Source organism: Pseudobacillus wudalianchiensis, assembly GCF_001685015.1.
In the GTDB taxonomy this organism is placed as follows: domain Bacteria; phylum Bacillota; class Bacilli; order Bacillales; family Domibacillaceae; genus Pseudobacillus; species Pseudobacillus wudalianchiensis.
Map to the genome: position 1 here is coordinate 103,243 of NZ_MAYT01000030.1, position 19,017 is coordinate 122,259.

At 42.3% G+C, this 19,017-nt stretch carries 17 protein-coding genes and 1 pseudogene; 17 read left to right on the forward strand and 1 reads right to left on the reverse strand.

Features of this window, described 5'->3' with window-relative positions:
- Window positions 1–119 precede the first annotated feature (119 nt).
- From gnd to A8F95_RS18730, 13 genes and pseudogenes are all read left to right on the forward strand, one after another.
- Window positions 120–1,031, forward strand: a complete 912-nt coding sequence (gene gnd, locus A8F95_RS18680; protein WP_065411921.1) for a phosphogluconate dehydrogenase (NAD(+)-dependent, decarboxylating) — start codon at window positions 120–122, stop codon at window positions 1,029–1,031.
- A gap of 191 nt (window positions 1,032–1,222) precedes the next feature.
- Window positions 1,223–1,774, forward strand: a complete 552-nt coding sequence (locus tag A8F95_RS18685; RefSeq protein ID WP_065411922.1) for a peroxiredoxin — start codon at window positions 1,223–1,225, stop codon at window positions 1,772–1,774.
- Between the two features lie 83 nt (window positions 1,775–1,857).
- A complete protein-coding gene (gene trxA / locus A8F95_RS18690; protein WP_049662037.1) occupies window positions 1,858–2,175 on the forward strand; it encodes a thioredoxin in 318 nt (105 codons plus the stop codon).
- Window positions 2,176–2,222: 47 nt separating this feature from the next.
- Window positions 2,223–3,170 (forward strand): thioredoxin-disulfide reductase, encoded by a 948-nt coding sequence (gene trxB / locus A8F95_RS18695; protein WP_065411923.1) that lies wholly within the window; start codon window positions 2,223–2,225, stop codon window positions 3,168–3,170.
- A 265-nt stretch (window positions 3,171–3,435) separates the two neighbouring features.
- Window positions 3,436–4,602 carry an N-methyl-L-tryptophan oxidase gene (solA, locus tag A8F95_RS18700; RefSeq protein WP_049662039.1) on the forward strand — a complete coding sequence of 389 codons (1,167 nt, stop codon included), beginning with the start codon at window positions 3,436–3,438 and terminating at the stop codon, window positions 4,600–4,602.
- A gap of 84 nt (window positions 4,603–4,686) precedes the next feature.
- Entirely contained in the window at window positions 4,687–5,922 is a 1,236-nt protein-coding gene (locus A8F95_RS18705) for a M24 family metallopeptidase (protein WP_065412052.1), read from the forward strand.
- Window positions 5,923–6,026: 104 nt separating this feature from the next.
- Entirely contained in the window at window positions 6,027–6,440 is a 414-nt protein-coding gene (locus A8F95_RS18710) for a cupin domain-containing protein (RefSeq protein WP_065411924.1), read from the forward strand.
- A 462-nt stretch (window positions 6,441–6,902) separates the two neighbouring features.
- A complete protein-coding gene (locus A8F95_RS18715) occupies window positions 6,903–7,421 on the forward strand; it encodes a serine dehydratase beta chain (RefSeq protein ID WP_065411925.1) in 519 nt (172 codons plus the stop codon).
- A gap of 63 nt (window positions 7,422–7,484) precedes the next feature.
- Window positions 7,485–7,646, forward strand: a complete 162-nt coding sequence (locus A8F95_RS22700) for a hypothetical protein (protein ID WP_218060680.1) — start codon at window positions 7,485–7,487, stop codon at window positions 7,644–7,646.
- Window positions 7,647–7,875: 229 nt separating this feature from the next.
- A complete protein-coding gene (locus A8F95_RS23430; RefSeq protein WP_141676299.1) occupies window positions 7,876–8,034 on the forward strand; it encodes an L-serine ammonia-lyase, iron-sulfur-dependent, subunit alpha in 159 nt (52 codons plus the stop codon).
- Window positions 7,964–9,319 carry a glycine cleavage system aminomethyltransferase GcvT gene (gene gcvT / locus A8F95_RS18720; RefSeq protein ID WP_077247441.1) on the forward strand — a complete coding sequence of 452 codons (1,356 nt, stop codon included), beginning with the start codon at window positions 7,964–7,966 and terminating at the stop codon, window positions 9,317–9,319. Before A8F95_RS23430 ends, gcvT begins: the two co-directional genes overlap by 71 nt.
- Before the next feature lie 50 nt (window positions 9,320–9,369).
- Window positions 9,370–9,765, forward strand: coding sequence for a glycine cleavage system protein GcvH (gcvH, locus tag A8F95_RS18725; RefSeq protein WP_065411926.1), 396 nt, complete (start codon window positions 9,370–9,372; stop codon window positions 9,763–9,765).
- A 156-nt stretch (window positions 9,766–9,921) separates the two neighbouring features.
- A pseudogene (locus A8F95_RS18730) lies at window positions 9,922–10,282 on the forward strand (aminomethyl-transferring glycine dehydrogenase subunit GcvPB); the annotation flags it as partial.
- A gap of 185 nt (window positions 10,283–10,467) precedes the next feature.
- On the opposite strand, the gene A8F95_RS18735 reads toward A8F95_RS18730, so the two are convergent.
- Window positions 10,468–11,361 carry a LysR family transcriptional regulator gene (locus A8F95_RS18735; RefSeq protein ID WP_065411928.1) on the reverse strand — a complete coding sequence of 298 codons (894 nt, stop codon included), beginning with the start codon at window positions 11,359–11,361 and terminating at the stop codon, window positions 10,468–10,470.
- Between the two features lie 330 nt (window positions 11,362–11,691).
- Between A8F95_RS18735 and A8F95_RS18740 the strand changes: the two genes are divergently transcribed.
- From A8F95_RS18740 to A8F95_RS18755, 4 genes are all read left to right on the forward strand, one after another.
- Window positions 11,692–13,032, forward strand: a complete 1,341-nt coding sequence (locus A8F95_RS18740; protein WP_065411929.1) for an ArgE/DapE family deacylase — start codon at window positions 11,692–11,694, stop codon at window positions 13,030–13,032.
- Between the two features lie 431 nt (window positions 13,033–13,463).
- A complete protein-coding gene (locus A8F95_RS18745) occupies window positions 13,464–14,969 on the forward strand; it encodes an NCS1 family nucleobase:cation symporter-1 (RefSeq protein ID WP_065411930.1) in 1,506 nt (501 codons plus the stop codon).
- Window positions 14,970–15,161: 192 nt separating this feature from the next.
- Window positions 15,162–16,559, forward strand: coding sequence for an MFS transporter (locus tag A8F95_RS18750; RefSeq protein ID WP_077247442.1), 1,398 nt, complete (start codon window positions 15,162–15,164; stop codon window positions 16,557–16,559).
- A gap of 313 nt (window positions 16,560–16,872) precedes the next feature.
- The gene (locus A8F95_RS18755) at window positions 16,873–19,014 is read left to right on the forward strand and encodes a hydantoinase/oxoprolinase family protein (protein WP_065411932.1); all 2,142 of its coding nucleotides are present in this window, start codon (window positions 16,873–16,875) and stop codon (window positions 19,012–19,014) included.
- The last annotated feature ends 3 nt before the right edge of the window (window positions 19,015–19,017 follow it).

Consider the following 19,017-nt stretch of genomic DNA (forward strand, 5'->3'; position numbering starts at 1 on the left):
AAAGTCTTCAAACAAACTTTTCAAGTTGAAATTTAAGCTGATCTTATCTATAAATTTAACAAATTATCGCAATATTTCCAATGTTCTCACTCAATCTTTTTTTTAAGGAGGAATTCTAGATGGAAATTGGATTAATTGGATTAGGAAAAATGGGGTTGAATTTAGGCCAAAATTTAATTGATCATAATTATGAAGTAGTGGCTTTTGATGTCAATCCTAATGCTGTGGAAGAAATGAGAAAATACGGTGCGGAAGCTACGTCAAATTTACAACATCTCGTTCAATCGTTAACACAGCCAAGAGTTATTTGGATCATGGTGCCTCACGCAGTTGTTGATTCAGTGATTAATGAAATCACGCCATTTTTATCAGCCGGTGATATTGTTATCGAGGCAGGGAATTCTCATTACAAAGAGTCAATCCGTCGTTACAACCAATTAAAGAAATTTGGCGTAAGATTTATGGATGCAGGAACCTCTGGAGGAATGGCGGGAGCGAGGAATGGAGCATGCTATATGGTAGGCGGAGATCCTGAAGCATGGGCTGTGGTAGAGCCTGTTTTTCGTGATACTGCTGTAGAGAAAGGTTATCTATATGCAGGAAAAGCGGGCAGCGGTCACTTTTTGAAAATGGTCCATAATGGAATTGAATATGGAATGATGGCGGCTATTGGAGAAGGATTTGAAGTATTGGAAAAAAGTGAGTTTGATTATGATTACGAAAAAGTAGCCAGAGTGTGGAATCACGGATCTGTTATTCGTTCATGGCTAATGGAATTAACAGAACATGCTTTCTCAAAGGATGAGAAATTAGAAGAAATTAAAGGAATTATGCATTCTTCTGGCGAAGGGAGATGGACAATTGAAACAGCCCTTGAACTTCAGGCAGCTACTCCAGTCATCGCCATGTCCTTGCTAATGCGCTATCGTTCCCTTGAAGATGATACTTTCACGGGTAAAGTAGTAGCGGCTTTGCGTAATGAATTTGGGGGACATGCTGTAGAAAAAAGCGAGAAGGTCACTAGTAATTAAATTATTTATCTAAGAAACAAACTTTCTATAAATCTTCAAACTAACCATTTCTTTGTTGCCTTTTATCATAAGATTAGGTTAAATATGATTACTTAATTAAAATTATTATAAAAAAGTATTGATTATTAATTTATAATTATGATAACATTCTTGCAAGGTCAACTAAAATAACATAGTAAAGGGTGAGTAAAGTGGAAAAACTTAAAGTAGGAAAGCAGGCTCCTCATTTTGAAATGGATGCAGTCATGCCTAACAAAGAATTTCGAAAAGTTAGTTTAGAAGGAAATATAAAGAACGGCAAGTGGACCGTGCTATATTTCTACCCAATGGATTTTACTTTTGTGTGTCCAACTGAGATTACAGCTATTTCAGACCGTTATGATGAATTTGAGGATTTGGATGCTGAGGTTATTGGGGTATCCACGGACACAGTCCACACCCACCTTGCATGGATTAATACAGATCGTAATAATAACGGACTAGGCGGTTTAAATTATCCTTTAGCAGCCGATACGAATCATGTTGTTTCTGAAGAGTATGGTGTGCTTATTGAAGAAGAAGGCGTTGCGCTGCGTGGATTGTTTATTATTAATCCAGAGGGAGAACTCATGTACCAGGTTGTATTCCATAACAACATTGGCCGTGATGTTAATGAAACGCTGCGTGTTCTGCAAGCGTTACAAACAGGCGGTTTGTGCCCGGCGAACTGGAAGCCTGGAGAGAGAACGCTAGTTGTCGGTTAATTACTTTTACAAGCAAGAAAGCTGCCGGTGGAGCTCATATCCGGCAGCCTTTCTATGAATATATAAATTAAGGGGGAAAATCTATGTCCAACGTTGTTGCTGTTAATGAATCTAATTTTGATGAAATTACATCTTCCAATGAAGTAGCGGTTATTAAATTTGGCGCCCCATGGTGCGGACCTTGCAAAATGATTGCACCAGTTTTAGATAATCTCTCAACAAGCATGGAGAATGTTATGTTTGGAGATGTGAATATTGACGAAAGTGGCGTGCTTGCCCAGAAGTTCAATGTTATGAGCGTTCCGACCATTTTGATTTTTAAAAATGGTTCAGTAGCCAAGCAAAGTTTAGGGTTCTCTCCGGAAGATAAGTTAAAAAACTTAATTTCCAAATATCTCTGATATGAATCAAAATTATTTATTTTCTCGAGATAGGAGATGGATGGAATATGAGTGAAAATATTTATGATGTTATCATTATCGGAGCAGGTCCGGGTGGGATGACTGCTGCTGTTTATACTTCAAGAGCAAACTTGAAAACACTGCTGATTGAGCGGGGGGTACCCGGCGGGCAGCTTCAAAATACAGAAGAAATAGAAAACTTCCCGAGCTATGATCATATAGCCGGTCCAGACTTGGCGCAAAATATGTTTGTGCATGCTTTAAAGTTTGGTGCAGAATATGAACAAGCTAACGTAAAAGAAATTGTAGATGAAGGCGATGTCAAAATCGTTCACAGCGATAGTCAAACATATAAAGCAAGAGCTGTTATTATAGCTACAGGCACAAAATATAAAAAATTGGGCATCCCTGGTGAGGAAGAATTTTCGGGCCGCGGTGTTTCATGGTGTGCGGTTTGTGATGGTGCCTTTTTTAGAGACAAGGAGCTTGTCGTTGTAGGTGGGGGGGATTCAGCAGTAGAAGAGTCCGTTTTCCTAACGAAGTTTGCTAAAAAAGTGACTGTCCTACATCGGCGAGACCGCTTTAGAGCCCAGCCTATTTTAGTCGACCGCATGCTCAAAAATGAGAAAATTGATGTTGTTTACAACACAGTAGTAAATGAAATTGTTGGTGAAGGAAAAGTAAACGCTGTTCTTGTAGAAAATATTAAAACGAGCGAAGTGACTACTTTCCCGACAGATGGAGTATTTGAATATATCGGCATGAATCCTGTTTCTGATTTTGTGAGAGATTTAAAAATCACAGATCAGGAAGGCTGGATTATTACCGATGATCGAATGAAAACAGCCGTTGCTGGAATTTATGCAATTGGCGATATTAGAAAAGATGCCATTCGCCAAGTTGTAACTGCTACTGGTGACGGATGTGTAGCAGCAATTGAAGTTCAGCACTTTGTAGAGAATTTAAAAGAACAGCTAGCTGGATCACTTTCATAACTGTTTTTCATAGCTGGGCGTGGGGAAATCCATGTCCAGCTAGTTTTTTATATACATAACGATAATGAATGCACATATTTTGTGCTTTAAAGGCTTTTTAGTTTCTATTGTACTTCATGCACAATAATTGCTTTGGCTCTTAAAAAATATTAAGCATGCTCATCCAATTGTTGCTGTTAATTAACCGTTGTAAGATACAGATAACAATTAAATATTCAAAATATTTTTAATTGAAAATCATTTTGAGGTTTATAGGAGGATGATTATGAGCACACATTTTGATGTAATTGTTGTTGGTGCTGGTTCAATGGGAATGGCAGCAGGCTATTATTTAGCAAAGCAAGGAGTTAAAACATTACTAGTTGATTCATTTGATCCGCCGCATACAAATGGAAGCCATCATGGCGATACGCGTATTATTCGCCATGCTTATGGTGAAGGAAGAGAGTATGTACCATTCGCGTTAAGAGCACAGGAACTGTGGTATGAGCTAGAAAACACAACCCATCATAAAATCTTTACAAAAACCGGCGTTCTAGTATTTGGGCCGAAAGGTGAATCCGCTTTCGTAGCAGAAACGATCGAAGCAGCCAAGGAGCATTCATTGACTGTTGATTTACTTGAAGGGGAAGAAATCAATAAACGCTGGCCAGGTGTTGTTGTTCCAGAAAATTATAATGCTATTTTCGAACCAAACTCAGGCGTATTGTTTAGTGAAAATTGTATTCGTGCTTATCGTGAATTAGCAGAAGCGCACGGTGCGAAGGTTTTAACCTATACACCAGTTGAGGATTTTGAAGTTTCACAGGATTTGGTTAAAATCCAAACTGCCAAAGGGTCCTATACAGCAAATAAATTAATCGTCAGTATGGGAGCCTGGAACAGCAAACTTCTCTCGAAGCTAAACATTAATGTTCCATTACAGCCATATCGCCAAGTTGTCGGCTTCTTTGAATCCGATGAATCAAAATACAGCAATGATATTGACTTCCCAGCATTTATGGTTGAAGTGCCAAAAGGCATCTACTATGGATTTCCAAGCTTCGGCGGCTGCGGATTAAAAATAGGCTATCATACTTACGGACAGCAAATTGACCCGGATACGATCAACCGTGAATTTGGTGTTTATCCAGAAGACGAAAACAACCTTCGTGAGTTTCTCAAAGAATATATGCCAGGAGCAAATGGAGAATTAAAAAGAGGCGCTGTTTGCATGTATACAAAAACACCAGATGAACATTTTGTTATAGATTTACATCCTGAATATTCTAATGTAGCAATTGCTGCTGGCTTCTCTGGGCATGGATTTAAATTCTCAAGTGTAGTTGGCGAAACGTTAAGCCAATTAGTTACAACTGGTAAAACGGATCATGATATATCAATTTTCTCACTTAACCGTCCTGCTTTGAAAGGATCCGTAACAACTAATTAATCAGCCAGCTCCTTTTATTGGGAGCAGGAGAGTAATAGATAAAGAACATTTAAAGTGAAATAGGAGAAAGGAAAGGTGAAAAACATGGTACAAATCACAGATCTAGAAAGAACAAAAATCTTGCAAAATGGCGGACAAAAAGTAAAGCCGACTTTTTCAAAAGAGGAAATGACCCGGCGCAATACGCTGCTGCGTGAGTATATGGCTAAGCATGATATCGGTGCCGTTGTCTTTACTTCCTACCATAACATTAACTACTACAGCGATTTCTTATACACTTCCTTTAATCGGTCCTATGCTCTCGTTGTGACTCAGGACAAGCATGTCACGGTCAGTGCCAACATTGATGCTGGTATGCCGTGGCGACGCAGCTTTGATGAAAACATTGTGTATACAGACTGGAAAAGAGATAACTTCCTGTATGCAGTGAAAAAGGTGCTGACAGAAGCCGGCTTCCTTCGCGGCCGACTTGGAATCGAAGAGGACCACATGACACTCAGTCTGCGGCGCCAATTAGAAGATGCCCTGCCGACAGCTGTTCTAACAGATGTATCCCAGGCGGTCATGGCTCAGCGGATGATGAAGTCAGAAGAAGAAATTGATTTGATTAAAAACGGGGCCCGCATTGCTGATATCGGCGGCGCGGCTGTAGTAGAAGCGATCCGCGAAGGAGTGCCAGAATATGAAGTAGCGTTACACGGCACAGAGGCGATGGTGCGTGAAATTGCCCGCACGTATCCTCATGCCGAGCTAAGAGACACATGGGTGTGGTTCCAATCGGGCATTAACACCGACGGTGCCCATAACTGGGCAACTTCCCGCAAGGTGCAGCGCGGGGATATTTTGAGCCTGAACTGCTTCCCGATGATTGCCGGCTACTATACGGCGCTTGAACGCACTTTATTCCTGGAAGAGGTATCGGACCGCCATTTAGAACTGTGGGAAATCAACTGTAAGGTGCATCGCCGCGGCCTGGAATTAATCAAGCCGGGAGCGAGATGTATGGACATTGCGGCTGAATTAAATGACATTTACCGCGAGCATAATCTGCTGGCGAACCGGACATTCGGCTATGGCCATTCGTTCGGCGTGCTCAGCCATTATTACGGCCGTGAGGCAGGCTTGGAGCTGCGTGAAGATATTGAAACAGTGCTGAAACCAGGCATGGTTATTTCCATGGAGCCGATGATTATGATTCCGGAAGGAGAGCCGGGAGCAGGGGGATACCGTGAGCATGATATTCTTGTCATCACTGAAAATGGTGCAGAAAACATCACAAAGTTCCCATTTGGCCCGGAATATAACATCATTAAGCGATAAGTTGAAAAAACCTTCTAGGATCAGCGTCGAGAAGAACAAAAACACTTTTTTTAAATCTTCGATCTGAAAATATAATATAAAAAATTATTTTAGAGGTGGAAAAAATGAGTGAAAAAGTAATAGCAAAAAAAGAAGTAAAACTTTTATGTGAAAAGCCAGGTATCCAATTAATTAAGGCTGGGACTTACAGTTTGAATGAATTGAGTGAACTGAGAGGAACGCCTGAATTAAAAGGACAAATACTCGACTTGCCTTTAACCGATAAAAAAGAAGTATTAACGCTTGGCTACTTTGCTTTACAGCCTTCTGTAGATTATTCGGCGGAGTTTGATTTTACAGAAGTGAAAATAGTGACAAAAGGAAAAATGGTCGTCCGTGATGTAGAGGGGAATAAGTATGTGGGAGAGGTTGGCGATGTGTTGGTTTTCTCTCCAAAAACAACAGTGATTTTTGATGGAGAGAGCGACGGGGAAGCTGTATATTTTAAAAATGTCCCGGCTAATCCTTCTTATTTATAAGGCGGTTATTGAAAATTTTATATCATACCCTATGGCAAAGGTAGCGAAAAAGGCTAATGGGAGGTTAGCCTGAAAATGAATAAAAAGTGAATGATTGTTATAGGAGAGTGTGAATACTTACGACCAGAGGGGCAAGCTTCCGAATGCCCCCTGGAGCTAATCTTACGGGCAGATGAACGGCAACGGACACAATTCTGAAGAGCACGTTAACAAACGACACCAACAGGGAAGACTCTGTTAACAAAGGAGTTAAACTCTCAGGCAAAAGGATAGAGAAGGGTATACAAGGCTACGTTACCCTTTTCTGTCCATTTTCGCATGTGAAAAAACGAGATGATCGCCTTTAAGAAGCAAGAAACAAGAAATTGAATATGCAGCAATTATTGATAAAGCAATAGGAAAAGAAGAAATGGGGTTATTTGTTATGTTAACAGCCAAACAATGTGCAGAAAGGAGGACCTAATGGAATTTCAAAGCTGTTTTGACATTATTGGTCCTATCATGGTAGGACCGTCCAGTTCTCATACGGCAGGTGTTGTGTCAATTGGCCGTTTTGCCTACGAGCTTTTAGGCGGTTCTCCGGAGGAGGCACATATTATTTTTTATGATTCCTTTGCAGAAACTTATCAAGGACACGGAACGGATAAAGCTTTGCTTGGCGGTCTGCTCGGCATGGATACCGATGACCCGCAAATCAGGCACGCCATTAAGATGGCGAATGAGCATGAGCTTACTTATATATTTGAACTGGAGGACCGCTGTCTTTATTTTGATCATCCTAATACAACAGTGTTAACTGTGCGGCGCGGCAGCCAGGTGGTGTGTGTAGGAGGGGCTTCCCTTGGCAGCGGGTTATCAAAGATATTCATGATCAATGGCAATGTAGTAGATATCCGTTTAAGTACAACGGATAATTTCTCTGCAATTGCAGCAGGTTATCACGAACAGCGGGCGTTAGAATTACTTGTGGGAGATGTATGAGGGACATTCAATTAATGAAGCAACTATTAGAATTTTGCAGGCGGGAGAGGGAGAAGCTGAAATATGCTGAGAATGAAAGAAGAAAAGACGGGAAGGGATCGAGCAGCGAGCATCAGCATGGTGGAAGAGCGCCTAATCCAAATGAAAGAAGCAGTCGATAGTGGTTTTATAGATGCTTCTGCTATCCTGAGTGGTATTTCGGCGGGGATGCAGCGAAATAAGTAATGATATGAAAAAAAGAAAATCACTAACGAGGAGTTATATAAGCCGTGCAACAGCTTTTTCAATGGCGACACTTGAAAACAATGCGTGAATGGGGGGATTGTTGCTGCCCCAACTGCCGAAGCGACTGAGATTTTGCCGGTAGGATTGTTTTCGCTTTATAAAAATGATGGAACTGCTTTTAAAGAGTTAGTAATGAGACTATTTACTGTAAGTATGCTCGGCTCCGTCATTGCTAATCGTCCCCGTTTATTCTGGAGCAGCAGGAGGATGCCAGGCAGAAGTCAGCTCCGCCACAGCCATGGCTGCGAGAATGATTGTTGAATGTAAAGGGAGGGACACCTCAGCAAGATATTCATGCAACAGCCATGACATTGGAAACTCTTCTTAATTTGGTTTGTGGTCCTGTTACTAGACTCGGTGAAGTACCGTGCATCAAGCGAAATTCCATTGCGTTCGTTGTTGCCAAGAACAATGAGGGAAACGGCGCTTGGCAGTCTGACTATAACGGAAACGGGCCAAAGGGGAGAAGCCGTTTTGCAGAAAATTGTAATTGGGGTGGTGCAATGAGGACAGAAACGACATTAAAGCGAACACCGCTTTTTAATATATATATAAAATATGGGGCAAAAATTGTTGCCTTCGGAGGATGGGAGCTTCCTGTACAGTTTTCAAGTATTTTAGAAGAACATGAGGCCGTCCGAAAGGAAGCAGGGCTTTTCGATGTTTCTCATATGGGGGAAGTGTTGATAGAAGGAAAGGACGCAGAAAGCTATATTAATTATCTTGTCACGAATGATGTAACGAAAATGAAAAAGAACGGGGTACAGTATACAGCCATGTGTTATCCGGACGGCGGCACAATTGATGACTTGCTAGTGTATAAGCTTAATAATGACAAGTATTTACTTGTCATTAATGCTGCAAACATTGAAAAAGATGTGGAATGGATGAGGCTGCATATCGAAGGAGATGTAAAAATTGAGGATATATCGAATGAGATGGCTCAACTAGCTATTCAAGGTCCGAAAGCTGAACAAATTCTGCAAAAGCGCACTCGTGCTAATTTATCGGAAATCGGCTTTCTTCAATTTTCTCAGCACGTGAGCATAGCTGGTATACCGGATGTGCTCGTTTCCCGAACAGGCTACACAGGAGAAGACGGGTTCGAACTTTACTTAGCAGCTAGTAAAGCGGAAGAGCTGTGGGAAAAGCTGTTGGACACGGGAAAAGAAGCTGGTTTAAAGCCATGCGGACTTGGGGCGCGTGATACTCTAAGATTTGAGGCATGCATCGCTTTGTATGGGCAGGAGCTTGCAAATGAAATCAGCCCGCTTGAGGCCGGAATAGGCTTTGCGGTAAAAATAAACAAAGAAAGCCAATTTATCGGAAAAACAGCTTTATCCGCTCAAAAAGGAACAGGCTTAAAAAGAAAACTGACAGGCATTGAAGTAACCGGACGTGGCATTCCTCGTTATGGCTACAGGGTATTTTCTGGAGAAAAAGATATTGGCTTAATTACTTCGGGAATGCGTTCCCCGTCTCTGCAAAAAAATTTGGGTCTGGCGCTTTTATCTCCAAAGTATACGGATCCAGGGACGGAGCTGCAGGTGGAAATTCGCAACAAAAAGGTGGATGCCGTTGTAATCAACACACCATTCTATAAGCGGGGTTAACAAGAAGCTGTCTTTGGGAGGAACATTCATAAGGAAGGGAAGGAAGAACAGTGACAAAAGTAACTGCAAGCTTATTATATAGCGAGGATCATGAGTGGGTACAAAAGCTGGAGGGGAATCGTGTACGAATTGGCATCTCTGACTATGCCCAAGATCAATTGGGCGATATTGTTTTTGTAGAGCATGCAGAAGTAAATGATCAGGTAACGGCTAACGAAGCAGTGGGTACCATTGAATCGGTTAAAACAGCTTCTGAGCTCTATTCTCCAGTATCAGGTACGATCGTAAACGTCAATGAAGCATTGGAACATGCACCGGAGATCATTAACGAGGAGCCATATGGAGCCGGCTGGTTGATTGAAGTAGAAATGTCTAATCCTGCAGAATTAGATGAGTTGTTAAGTGAGAGTGAGTACCAGAACTTTGTAAGCGAGGGAGAGGAATAAAACGACCATTACTTACCGTTATTTTTCGGATATAAAATAAGACTGAGAGAAAATGATCGGGTATTTAATTGCTTCGCAAAACCTGAATACTAACCGATACCCTGCGTTTCCCGGGGGAGATACTTATGGGCACTATATTTCGAATGTGATGAATCACATGATTTCCTTTTATCGGGTTCAAGGCAGAAAAACTAGGCGTAAGAACTCTTGCTATGGCTAATCGCCTACTTGACTTCAGGTATCATCCGCCGACAATCTACTTCTCATTAAATGTGGAAGAATGTTTGATGATTGAAGCGAAGAAAACAGAGTTCAAAGAAACGCTGAATGCTTTCGCGGATGAGCTGATTGCCCTAGCGAAAGAGGCAGAGGAAAATCCAGAAACCGTACTGGAGGCGCTTCACAAGATGATCGTGGGCCGCCCGGGTGAAGGGGAGCAGCAAGACACCCTATGCTTCGTTATGAAAAAGCAGAAATGAAAGAGAGAAGTGGTTATTCAATTATAGATAAATGTTAAGAGAGCGGTTAAACGATTAAAGCCACAATTTTTTGTGGCTTTTTTATGTAAAACTTCGCCAAAATGCTTGCAGCTGGCAGACCGGGAAGAGGGGATTTGTGTGTTGAGTTGACCTGACCTGTCCGATAACAAGATGACCTTCTTGATAGTAAGAAAGCTTCGTTTTTTATTGTAAAATAGTTCTTTTACAGCAAAGAATAGTGGTCTTTCTTTAAAAATGAAATAAAGGAATGGACAACAGGGGACGTTTCGGCTTTATTCCAGGCAACTCCGATTTTGCATGTAGTAAAGCTCTTTTTCAGCTGTAAATAAACAATTTCATCATTTTTTACGAACTGAATGGACGATGGGAGCAAGGCAACGCCTATACCGGAAGCGACAAACGATAAGGCCGTATGCAGTTCTCTCGCTTCCTGTGTTTTTTTAGGACTGAACCCGGCATGCTGGCAAAGGCTGATTATAGCATCATAATAACTTTGCCCCTCATTTCTCGGAGTCATAATAAAATGCTCGTTGGCGAGGCAAGCGACATCCACAGGTTCTGTTTGGGACGCTAATGGATGAGCTTTCGGCAAGGCGACAATAAATGGTTCTTCACGTAGCATTTCTACGTGCACAGCTGCACTTTCAATCGGCATGTTTAGTAATCCGGCATGAATCGTATTTTCCTGAAGTGCTTCGAGTTGTTCCGTTGTTGTCATTTGCCTCAATACAATATTTATTTTAGGATACTTTTCTTGGTAAGAGCGGAGCAGTACCGGAAGCGGATCAAAGGCCATCGATCCCGTAAAGGCAATAATTAATTGGCCGGCTTCTCCGCGGTCAATACTTTTTGCTTCCTCGCACGCAAGATGTACACGGTTTAAAATTTCATATGTTCTTTTTAAAAAAGCTTCCCCTGCTTTCGTTAATTCGACACGCTGCTTTGTTCGTGAAAGCAAGAGAACATCTAATTCAGCTTCGAGATGTTTAATTTGCTGGCTTAAAGGCGGCTGGGCCATTTGCAGCCGCTGTGCTGCCCTGCCAAAGTGAAGTTCTTCCGCCACGGTAGCAAAGTATTTTAAATGCCGTAATTCCATGTGTATACCTCCTGATATTTTTTAAGTATTAGTTAGTAAAGAAAGAGATATTAGAAATATTTGGTGAGTAGTTGTATGATTATTTTAACAAAAATTCGAAAGGATGTGAATATTCAGAAATATAATCATTGCAGAGCTCTTTCATTCTTACACTAAGCTTGAAGCTTTCCGTTATATCTGAAAGAGCGCTAAAATGATATTTATTTTTTATGAAGAAGCCATCCGCTTTTGCTGTTTTATACAACTACTGAGGCTCCAATTACTAATCAGTCTTTCATCGTACAAGCCGGCCGTAAATATGGCAGGAAAACTAATTTAGGAGTGTGGAAAATGGAAACGTTGTTGTCTACTGGAGTACGCCAAAAAGTAAGAAATTATATGCAGGAGCATCGTGAAGAACTAGTGAAGGGTCTGCAAAAATTAGTTCAGATTCCTAGTGAAACCGGTTATGAAGGGCCAGTCCAAGAACATATTAAGCAAATCATGCTTGGATTAGGAATGGCGGTCGATACATTTGTAGCTGATGCAGAAAAGGTGAGACAGCATCCGGAATATACGGAGTCGGAGGTAGAACGCCTAGTTGGATTTGAAGGCCGCCCTAATGTGGTCGGAAAATGGGCCGGCTCTGACAAGGAGAAATCACTGCTGTTATTTACTCACGTAGATACGGTGCCAGTAGGAGATCTAGTGCACTGGAATTACCCGCCGCACGATGGATTGATTGAAAACGGATTAATGTATGGGCGAGGAACAGCGGATAATAAAGGCGGCTTCGGCTCAATTCTTGCCGCATTAGAAGTAATTAAAGGGCTGGGGCTGAAGCCAAAAGGGAACATTACAGCCATCTCAGTTGTCGATGAGGAAGTGGGCGGGGCCGGCGGGGCAGTGGCCATGACCCAATACCTCGAGGAGCAGAACTTTAAAGCCGACGCTTGCATTTATCCACATCCGCTTACGACTGGAGCGGGACCGCAAATTGCCTGTGCAGGAGGATTAATTTTTAAAATTCGGGTAACTGGCGTGGCGGCTCACAATTTAAATGGACAAGTGGGAATCAATGCAATCGGCAAGGCCATGAAAATCTATGATGCTTTGATTGAACTGGACAATGAGCGGGTGAAGACAGTCAGCTATGCGCCATTTGAGAGATATTTTGCTGCTTCAGGCATGCAGGTCCGCTCAAGCAATTTAACACCGGCGATGATTAATGCCGGCGAATGGGCTTATAAAGTACCAGCTGAATGCGAGCTGACAGGAACGATCGGCTATCCGCCAAATGAAACGCTTGAAGAAGTAAAATCGCAAATTGAGAAAGCGGTGAAGCGGGTAGCTGACCAAGATCCATGGCTCACTGAGAATCCGCCAGAGATTACTTATGAATGGCATACGAGCCCGGCTGAAATAAGCCCTGACCATCCGTTTGTGCAGATGGTAAAGTCAAATATTGATGAAGTCGTCGGACGAACAACCGAAATCTTTGGAATGCCAACATTCAGCGATATTCGTTTCCCGCTTATTTATATGAATACTCCTGCGATCATTTATGGCCCGAAAGGCGGAAATCTTCATGGCGCAGATGAATGGGTCAATGTACAGGATTGGCTGGATTGCGTTGAAACGAATGTTTTAAATATTTTAGAGTGGTCAGGCTTTGAAGAAGGAAAAAATTAACGAATCTAAAATCTATTCTTATCATGTAACTAAAAGAGCTTTTTAACAGGCAATGACTTCACTCCAAACAGCTGAATATAGGCGGTAAAGGAGTGAAGTCATTGCAGTTAAAGCAACAGTCACCTATCCTTTCAAAATTAACCTTGTAAATGTTTATTGTTTCCTCTTTGTCCCAGATGATTGTTTTCAGGTTTCTTTGTACCGTGAAACAACATGGCTCCAAAATCCAACACATGAATACCAACTATCCTGTCATAAACATTCTAACCTGAGTTTTGAAAATAGTGAGCAATTCCTCTTCAGAAGAGCAAAAGACAACAAGTGATTCTAATCATGTTAAGTTTTTAGACTGATTGTAAGCGCTTAATGATAGAGAACCGCTTTTAAGTGAGTGAATGTATCCTTTACTATAAAATTCAAAGGAGTTGTCTATGAATCTATCTAATCTTCAGAAAGAGCAAGTAAGCTCTCTTAGCAATCGGGATTTGCTGCCGGTGCCGCCGACGGAGCGAACATGGAAAACACAAAATTTTGCTTCTATGTGGATGGGGGTCATTAACAATATTCCAACCTATGCAACAATTGGAGGACTCGTTGTTTTAGGCTTTTCACCGTGGCAGGTGATTGGAATTATTTTTACTGCCTCACTTATCCTCTATGTGGCTTTAACATTAAACGGCCATGCAGGATCGAAATATGGGATCCCATTTCCTGTGCTGATCAGAACTTCATATGGAATATTAGGAGCCAACATTCCCGCATTATTGCGCGGGGTCGTAGCCATTATGTGGCTGGGCATACAAGCCTACGCGGGGAGCGCGGCATTTAATATAGCGTTTACGCTGCTATGGCCAGGATGGGCTGAACTTGGCGGAGGGTGGACATTCTTAGGGATCGGTTTGCCGGGATTGCTTTCTTTTTTACTGTTTTGGTCACTGCATTTTCTAGTGCTAAAGAGAGGTATGGAGTCACTCAAGAAATTTCAGGGATTTACAGGTCCTCTAGTATATATAGTGTTAGCCGGCCTGCTTTGGTGGGCAATAGATACGGCGGGGGGAGTTAAACCAATCTTTATGCAGCCTGGAAAGTATGAAACATTTGGAGAAGCATTCTTTCCTTTTATCAGCGCGGTAGCGGGCATCATCGGTATCTGGTCAACACTGATTTTGAATATACCGGACTTTACCCGTTTTTCACGATCGCAGACAGACCAAATAAAAGGGCAGTTATATGGACTCCCTGTAACCTTTACAATTTTTACATTCGTTACGGTCGCGGCAACAGCTGCCACAACGGTTGCTTTCGGAAAGCCGATAGGAGACATTATTTTGCTTTTGCAGCAGTTTGACAGGCCGATTGTTATTGTAATCGCGGCTTTGATTCTCTCGGCAGCAACAATTACGGTCAACGTTATTGCCAATCTTGTTTCGCCTGCATACGATCTGGCAAACTTATTTCCGAAATGGATTACCTTTAAGCGGGGTTTTTACATTACTATGATGGCCGCTCTCTTTACATTCCCGTGGAAGCTAATGGAGAATGCAGACGCTATCTTTACCCTTCTTAATTTGATTGGCGGCGCATTAGGCCCGATTGCCGGTGTAATGATCGCCGATTATTATATCATTCGCAAGCGCGAGCTTAATGTAAATGATATTTATTCTTTGAACGGAGAGTACACCTACTTTAAAGGCTACAATTATCGGGCGTTTGCCGCTACTTTATTTGGGGCCGCCGTTGCTTTAATCGGTGTGTTTGTTCCTTCTTTAAGAGAACTATACGACATTTCGTGGTTCTTAGGAGTGGTTCTTTCCTTTGCCAGTTATATTGGTTTGATGCGTCTTCATCCCCCTGCGTCGGCAACGGGGGAAAAAGGAGAGATAGAATGCGAAGCAGGAAACGATGCGATCAGCTCAAAACATTCATCTGGAGCTTAATAGCAGGCATAAGCAAACTGGCAAGGCTTTATTTGCAAGCTTGTCTTTCAAAGCGAACAATAATAGACAACCTTTTAAATGCGTAGCTAAAGAATTAGATTGTAAAATAAACTAAAAATTCTATCAATATTTACATTATAAGTCATTATATTCGTTAAAACAAGCAGAGTGGCTGTTGAAATGGGAGGAACTATGATGAATATTGGGTCTAGGATTGAAAGAATCCCTGACAACAAGTATAACAGGAAGCTATTGGTTATTAGCGGTTTTGGAAATACATTCGATTCTATGGATATTGCTATGGTTGCTTTTGTCCTGCCATCAGTTATCGGATTATGGAGTTTATCGTCTGAGCAAGCGGGGTTATTAGGCAGTTCAGTTCTTATCGGTTATTTCTTTGGCGCTCTTCTTTCCGGATATTTAGGCGACAAGATTGGACGAAAGAAAGTAATTATGTATACGCTTGTTATTTATTCTCTTGCTACTTTGGCTAGCGCGTTTGCGGGACAGTGGGAACACTTTTTTTGGCTCCGTATTATAGCCGGCTTCGGTACAGGCGGTGAAAGCGCTATTCTTGCTCCTTACCTATCAGAACTAATTGCGAGCAAATATAGAGGCAAGTATATTGGAGCATTGACAGGCTTCCACTCCTTTGGGTACGTAGCAGCAGCTGTACTTGCATACTTCATTATTCCAATGTCTGATAATGGCTGGCGGATTGCCATCTTTGTTACAGCATTGCCTATCTTTCTAGTCATTTATTGGAGAAGAGTGCTGCCTGAATCACCAAGGTGGCTGGCATCAGTGGGAAGGCTTGAAGAGGCGCAACAAGAAATGAAGAAGATGGAGAACAGTATTGAAAAGGCGTTAGGAGAAAAATTACCGGAACCTGCGGGAACTGCAGCAAACACAATTATTCAGCAAAAAGGCAGTTTCTTTGCTCTATGGAAAAGAGCATTTGTTAAGAAGACAATTATGCTATGGATTCTTTGGTTTTCGGTGATCTTTTCTTATTATGGCTTCTTTACCTGGCTGCCAACTTTACTCTATAATGAAGGTTTTGAAATTTCGAAATCTTTCGCCTTCTCAATCGTTATTTATTTGGCACAAATACCAGGATATTTCTCGGCAGCTCTTCTAAATGATATTATCGGCCGGAAAAAAGTGATTGTCACTTATTTGGGGCTCGCCTCAGTTTCAGCGTTCTGTTTAAGCCAGGCAGATGCATCAACAGCGATTCTGATCACAGGTTTTTTTACATCGTTATTTATGGTGGGGGCTATGGCTGGAATGTATACGTATACCCCGGAGCAATACCCGACTATTATCCGCTCCACAGGCACCGGTTCAGCTTCCGCTTTTGGAAGGATTGGGGGACTGCTAGCTCCGATTTATATTGGCTTTATGTATCCCATCTTAGGGTTTATCGGCGTTTTCTTGATGACGACCGGTGTTTTATTTATCGGCATGGTCTCGACATTACTGCTGGGCAATGAAACGAAATCAAGACCGTTAGATGAAGTGGCTGACAGCGCTGATAGGACAGTGGAAGATCCCATCGACAGCTCATCTGAGAGAAAGATAAATTAAAACATAAATAAAAATGATTGTTTTAACAAGGCGGCTGATAGATTAGCAGTTTGTCAGCCGGCTGTTTTCATAAACAAAAGCCATATTCTTGAAAGGGGTGATGGAGCGTACGGGAATATTGGCCGCGGGAAAGATTAAATACATCTACGAGAATACAAGAAAGAGAGAGTCCAAATTCTTGCGTACAGCAGCTAATGTCTTCTTTTGCTGACTACTTTCTTTCTGTTTTCAAAAAGTGAGGAGATATTTTTTTCACGGAAAAGATGAAAACACTGGATTGTTTGAATAAGAAATTAGAAAAGGAGCTGTTCACATGGTTCGAGTAGGTGTTGATGTTGGTGGAACATTTACAGATTTAATACTAGTCGATGAATTAACTAATCAGATTCACGTTCATAAAGTTCCAAGTACATTGGAAGATCAGTCTATCGGGGTAATTAATGGCATCCAGGAGCTTTGTGAAAAAGCAGGGGTTCCAGTAACGGCGGTTGATTATGTTCTTCATGGAACAACAGTAGCTACTAATATTACGATTGAGCGCAACGGTGCTGCGGTAGGAATGCTGACGACAAAAAATTACCGAGATATTTTACACATTGCTCGTCACAAGAAGATGGAGAATTTCTCTATCCAGCAGGATCTCCCTTGGCAAACAGACCCTTTAGTGCTGCGCAGAAATCGTATTCCAATAACAGAGAAATTGGCAGCGCCAGACGGCCGGGTCAAGGTGCCGCTGAATGAAAAGGAGGTTCGTGAGGCTGTACAGCGGTTAAAAGATTCTAACGTGGACGTAGTCGTTATTTCTTTCCTTTTTTCCTTCCTGAATGACGAGCACGAACAGCTCGCAAAGAAAATCGTGAAAGAAATGTGGCCGGAGGTTCAATGCTTCACCTCGAGCGAAATAGTTCCCCAAATGCGGGAATATGAAAGGTTTAGCACCGCTGCGATGAACGCATATGTAGCACCTCGTGTCAGTAAATATTTAGAACATTTGGTCAGCGCTCTTGATCATGCCGGGGTGGAAGGTGAACTCCATATTATGCAGTCTTCCGGAGGAATGGCTACTAGTGAAATGGCAACAGAAAAGCCGGTTACTTTATTAAAATCAGGACCCTCTGGTGCTGTATTAGCCACTGCCTGGTGCGGAGATTTGGAAGGAGTCAAAAATCTCATCAGCGTAGACATAGGAGGAACTTCAGCAGACATTTCAGTCATCCCAAATGGGACGCCAAAAATTATCAATCCCCGTGACGCAGAAGTCAATGGTTATCCGGTACTTGTACCAATGATTGATGTAGAAGTAATTGGGGCAGGAGGCGGGTCGATTGCTTACATTGACGCGGGAGGAGCATTCCGCGTTGGTCCGAAAAGTGCCGGCGCAAATCCGGGGCCTGCCTGCTACGGCCAAGGAGGGGAGTATCCGTGTGTTACCGATGCCAATGTTATTCTTGGACGCCTTGACCCTGAACAGTTTCTTGGAGGCGATCTTCAATTGCACCCCGAACTAAGCTACAAGGCCGTAGAAGAAACACTTTGTCGTCAGTTGGATATGACTGTGGAAGAGGCGGCTCTTGGCATTCTCAAAATCATTAATAATCATATGGCTCTTTGCATTCGTGCTAAATCTGTCAGCAAAGGAATCGATCCGCGCGAGTTCGCTTTATTTGCCGCTGGCGGTGCCGGGCCGCTTCATTCTGTCGATTTAGCGGAAACGATCGGCTGTAACCTCGTTATCGTTCCAAGCTATCCCGGAATTAGCGCAGCGACAGGTTTATTAGTCGGCGATCTTAAATATGATTTTATTAAATCTCATATTAACCGGCTTGACAAGGTCACTCCAGAAACAATGACTTCTATTAGTGCAGCACTTGAGACGTTATCGAGTGAAGCCCAGGACCAGCTCCTTAAAGATGGGGTTAATCCAGAAGATATTGTCGTAGAGCGCATCGCGGAGTGCCGATATGCCGGACAAGGATTTGAATTACGGGCTGCTATTCCGGATGGACCGATTACCGAACAAACGATAGAAATAATTAGCAAAAAGTTCCATGAAGCGCATGAGGAAGAGTACGGTCACCATTTTCCTGAAAACGTAGTGGAATTAATTACACTGCGTATTGTCGCCACTGGAAAAACTCCTTCACTGGCTTTACCGAAACTGGAGATCGGGGATCGGATCAATCCGGGTGAAGCCCTGATGTACGAGCGGGACACAGTGTTTGAAGTGAATGGTGAAATCCAACGTTTCCCTACTCCTCGCTATGACCGCAGTAAATTGCTTGCACAGGATGTCATTACAGGCCCGGCTATTATTGTACAGAGAGACTCGACAACTTCAGTTCCGCCTCATTGGCAGGCTACTGTTTCAGAGAATGGCACATTGTTTGTAGCAGCTAAAGCTGCCCAGGGCGGTGCAGCAGAGTCCGTTGAAAAACTTTTCTCGAAGGTGAGGTAACGA

Coding starts and splice junctions, on each gene's coding strand:
- gnd (WP_065411921.1), top strand. CDS start 120: ATGGAAATTGGATTAATTGGATTAGGAAAAATGGGGTTGAATTTAGGC.
- trxA (WP_049662037.1), top strand. CDS start 1,858: ATGTCCAACGTTGTTGCTGTTAATGAATCTAATTTTGATGAAATTACA.
- trxB (WP_065411923.1), top strand. CDS start 2,223: ATGAGTGAAAATATTTATGATGTTATCATTATCGGAGCAGGTCCGGGT.
- solA (WP_049662039.1), top strand. CDS start 3,436: ATGAGCACACATTTTGATGTAATTGTTGTTGGTGCTGGTTCAATGGGA.
- A8F95_RS18705 (WP_065412052.1), top strand. CDS start 4,687: ATGGTACAAATCACAGATCTAGAAAGAACAAAAATCTTGCAAAATGGC.
- A8F95_RS18710 (WP_065411924.1), top strand. CDS start 6,027: ATGAGTGAAAAAGTAATAGCAAAAAAAGAAGTAAAACTTTTATGTGAA.
- A8F95_RS18715 (WP_065411925.1), top strand. CDS start 6,903: ATGGAATTTCAAAGCTGTTTTGACATTATTGGTCCTATCATGGTAGGA.
- A8F95_RS22700 (WP_218060680.1), top strand. CDS start 7,485: ATGCTGAGAATGAAAGAAGAAAAGACGGGAAGGGATCGAGCAGCGAGC.
- A8F95_RS18735 (WP_065411928.1), bottom strand. CDS start 11,361: ATGGAATTACGGCATTTAAAATACTTTGCTACCGTGGCGGAAGAACTT.
- A8F95_RS18740 (WP_065411929.1), top strand. CDS start 11,692: ATGGAAACGTTGTTGTCTACTGGAGTACGCCAAAAAGTAAGAAATTAT.
- A8F95_RS18745 (WP_065411930.1), top strand. CDS start 13,464: ATGAATCTATCTAATCTTCAGAAAGAGCAAGTAAGCTCTCTTAGCAAT.
- A8F95_RS18750 (WP_077247442.1), top strand. CDS start 15,162: ATGATGAATATTGGGTCTAGGATTGAAAGAATCCCTGACAACAAGTAT.
- A8F95_RS18755 (WP_065411932.1), top strand. CDS start 16,873: ATGGTTCGAGTAGGTGTTGATGTTGGTGGAACATTTACAGATTTAATA.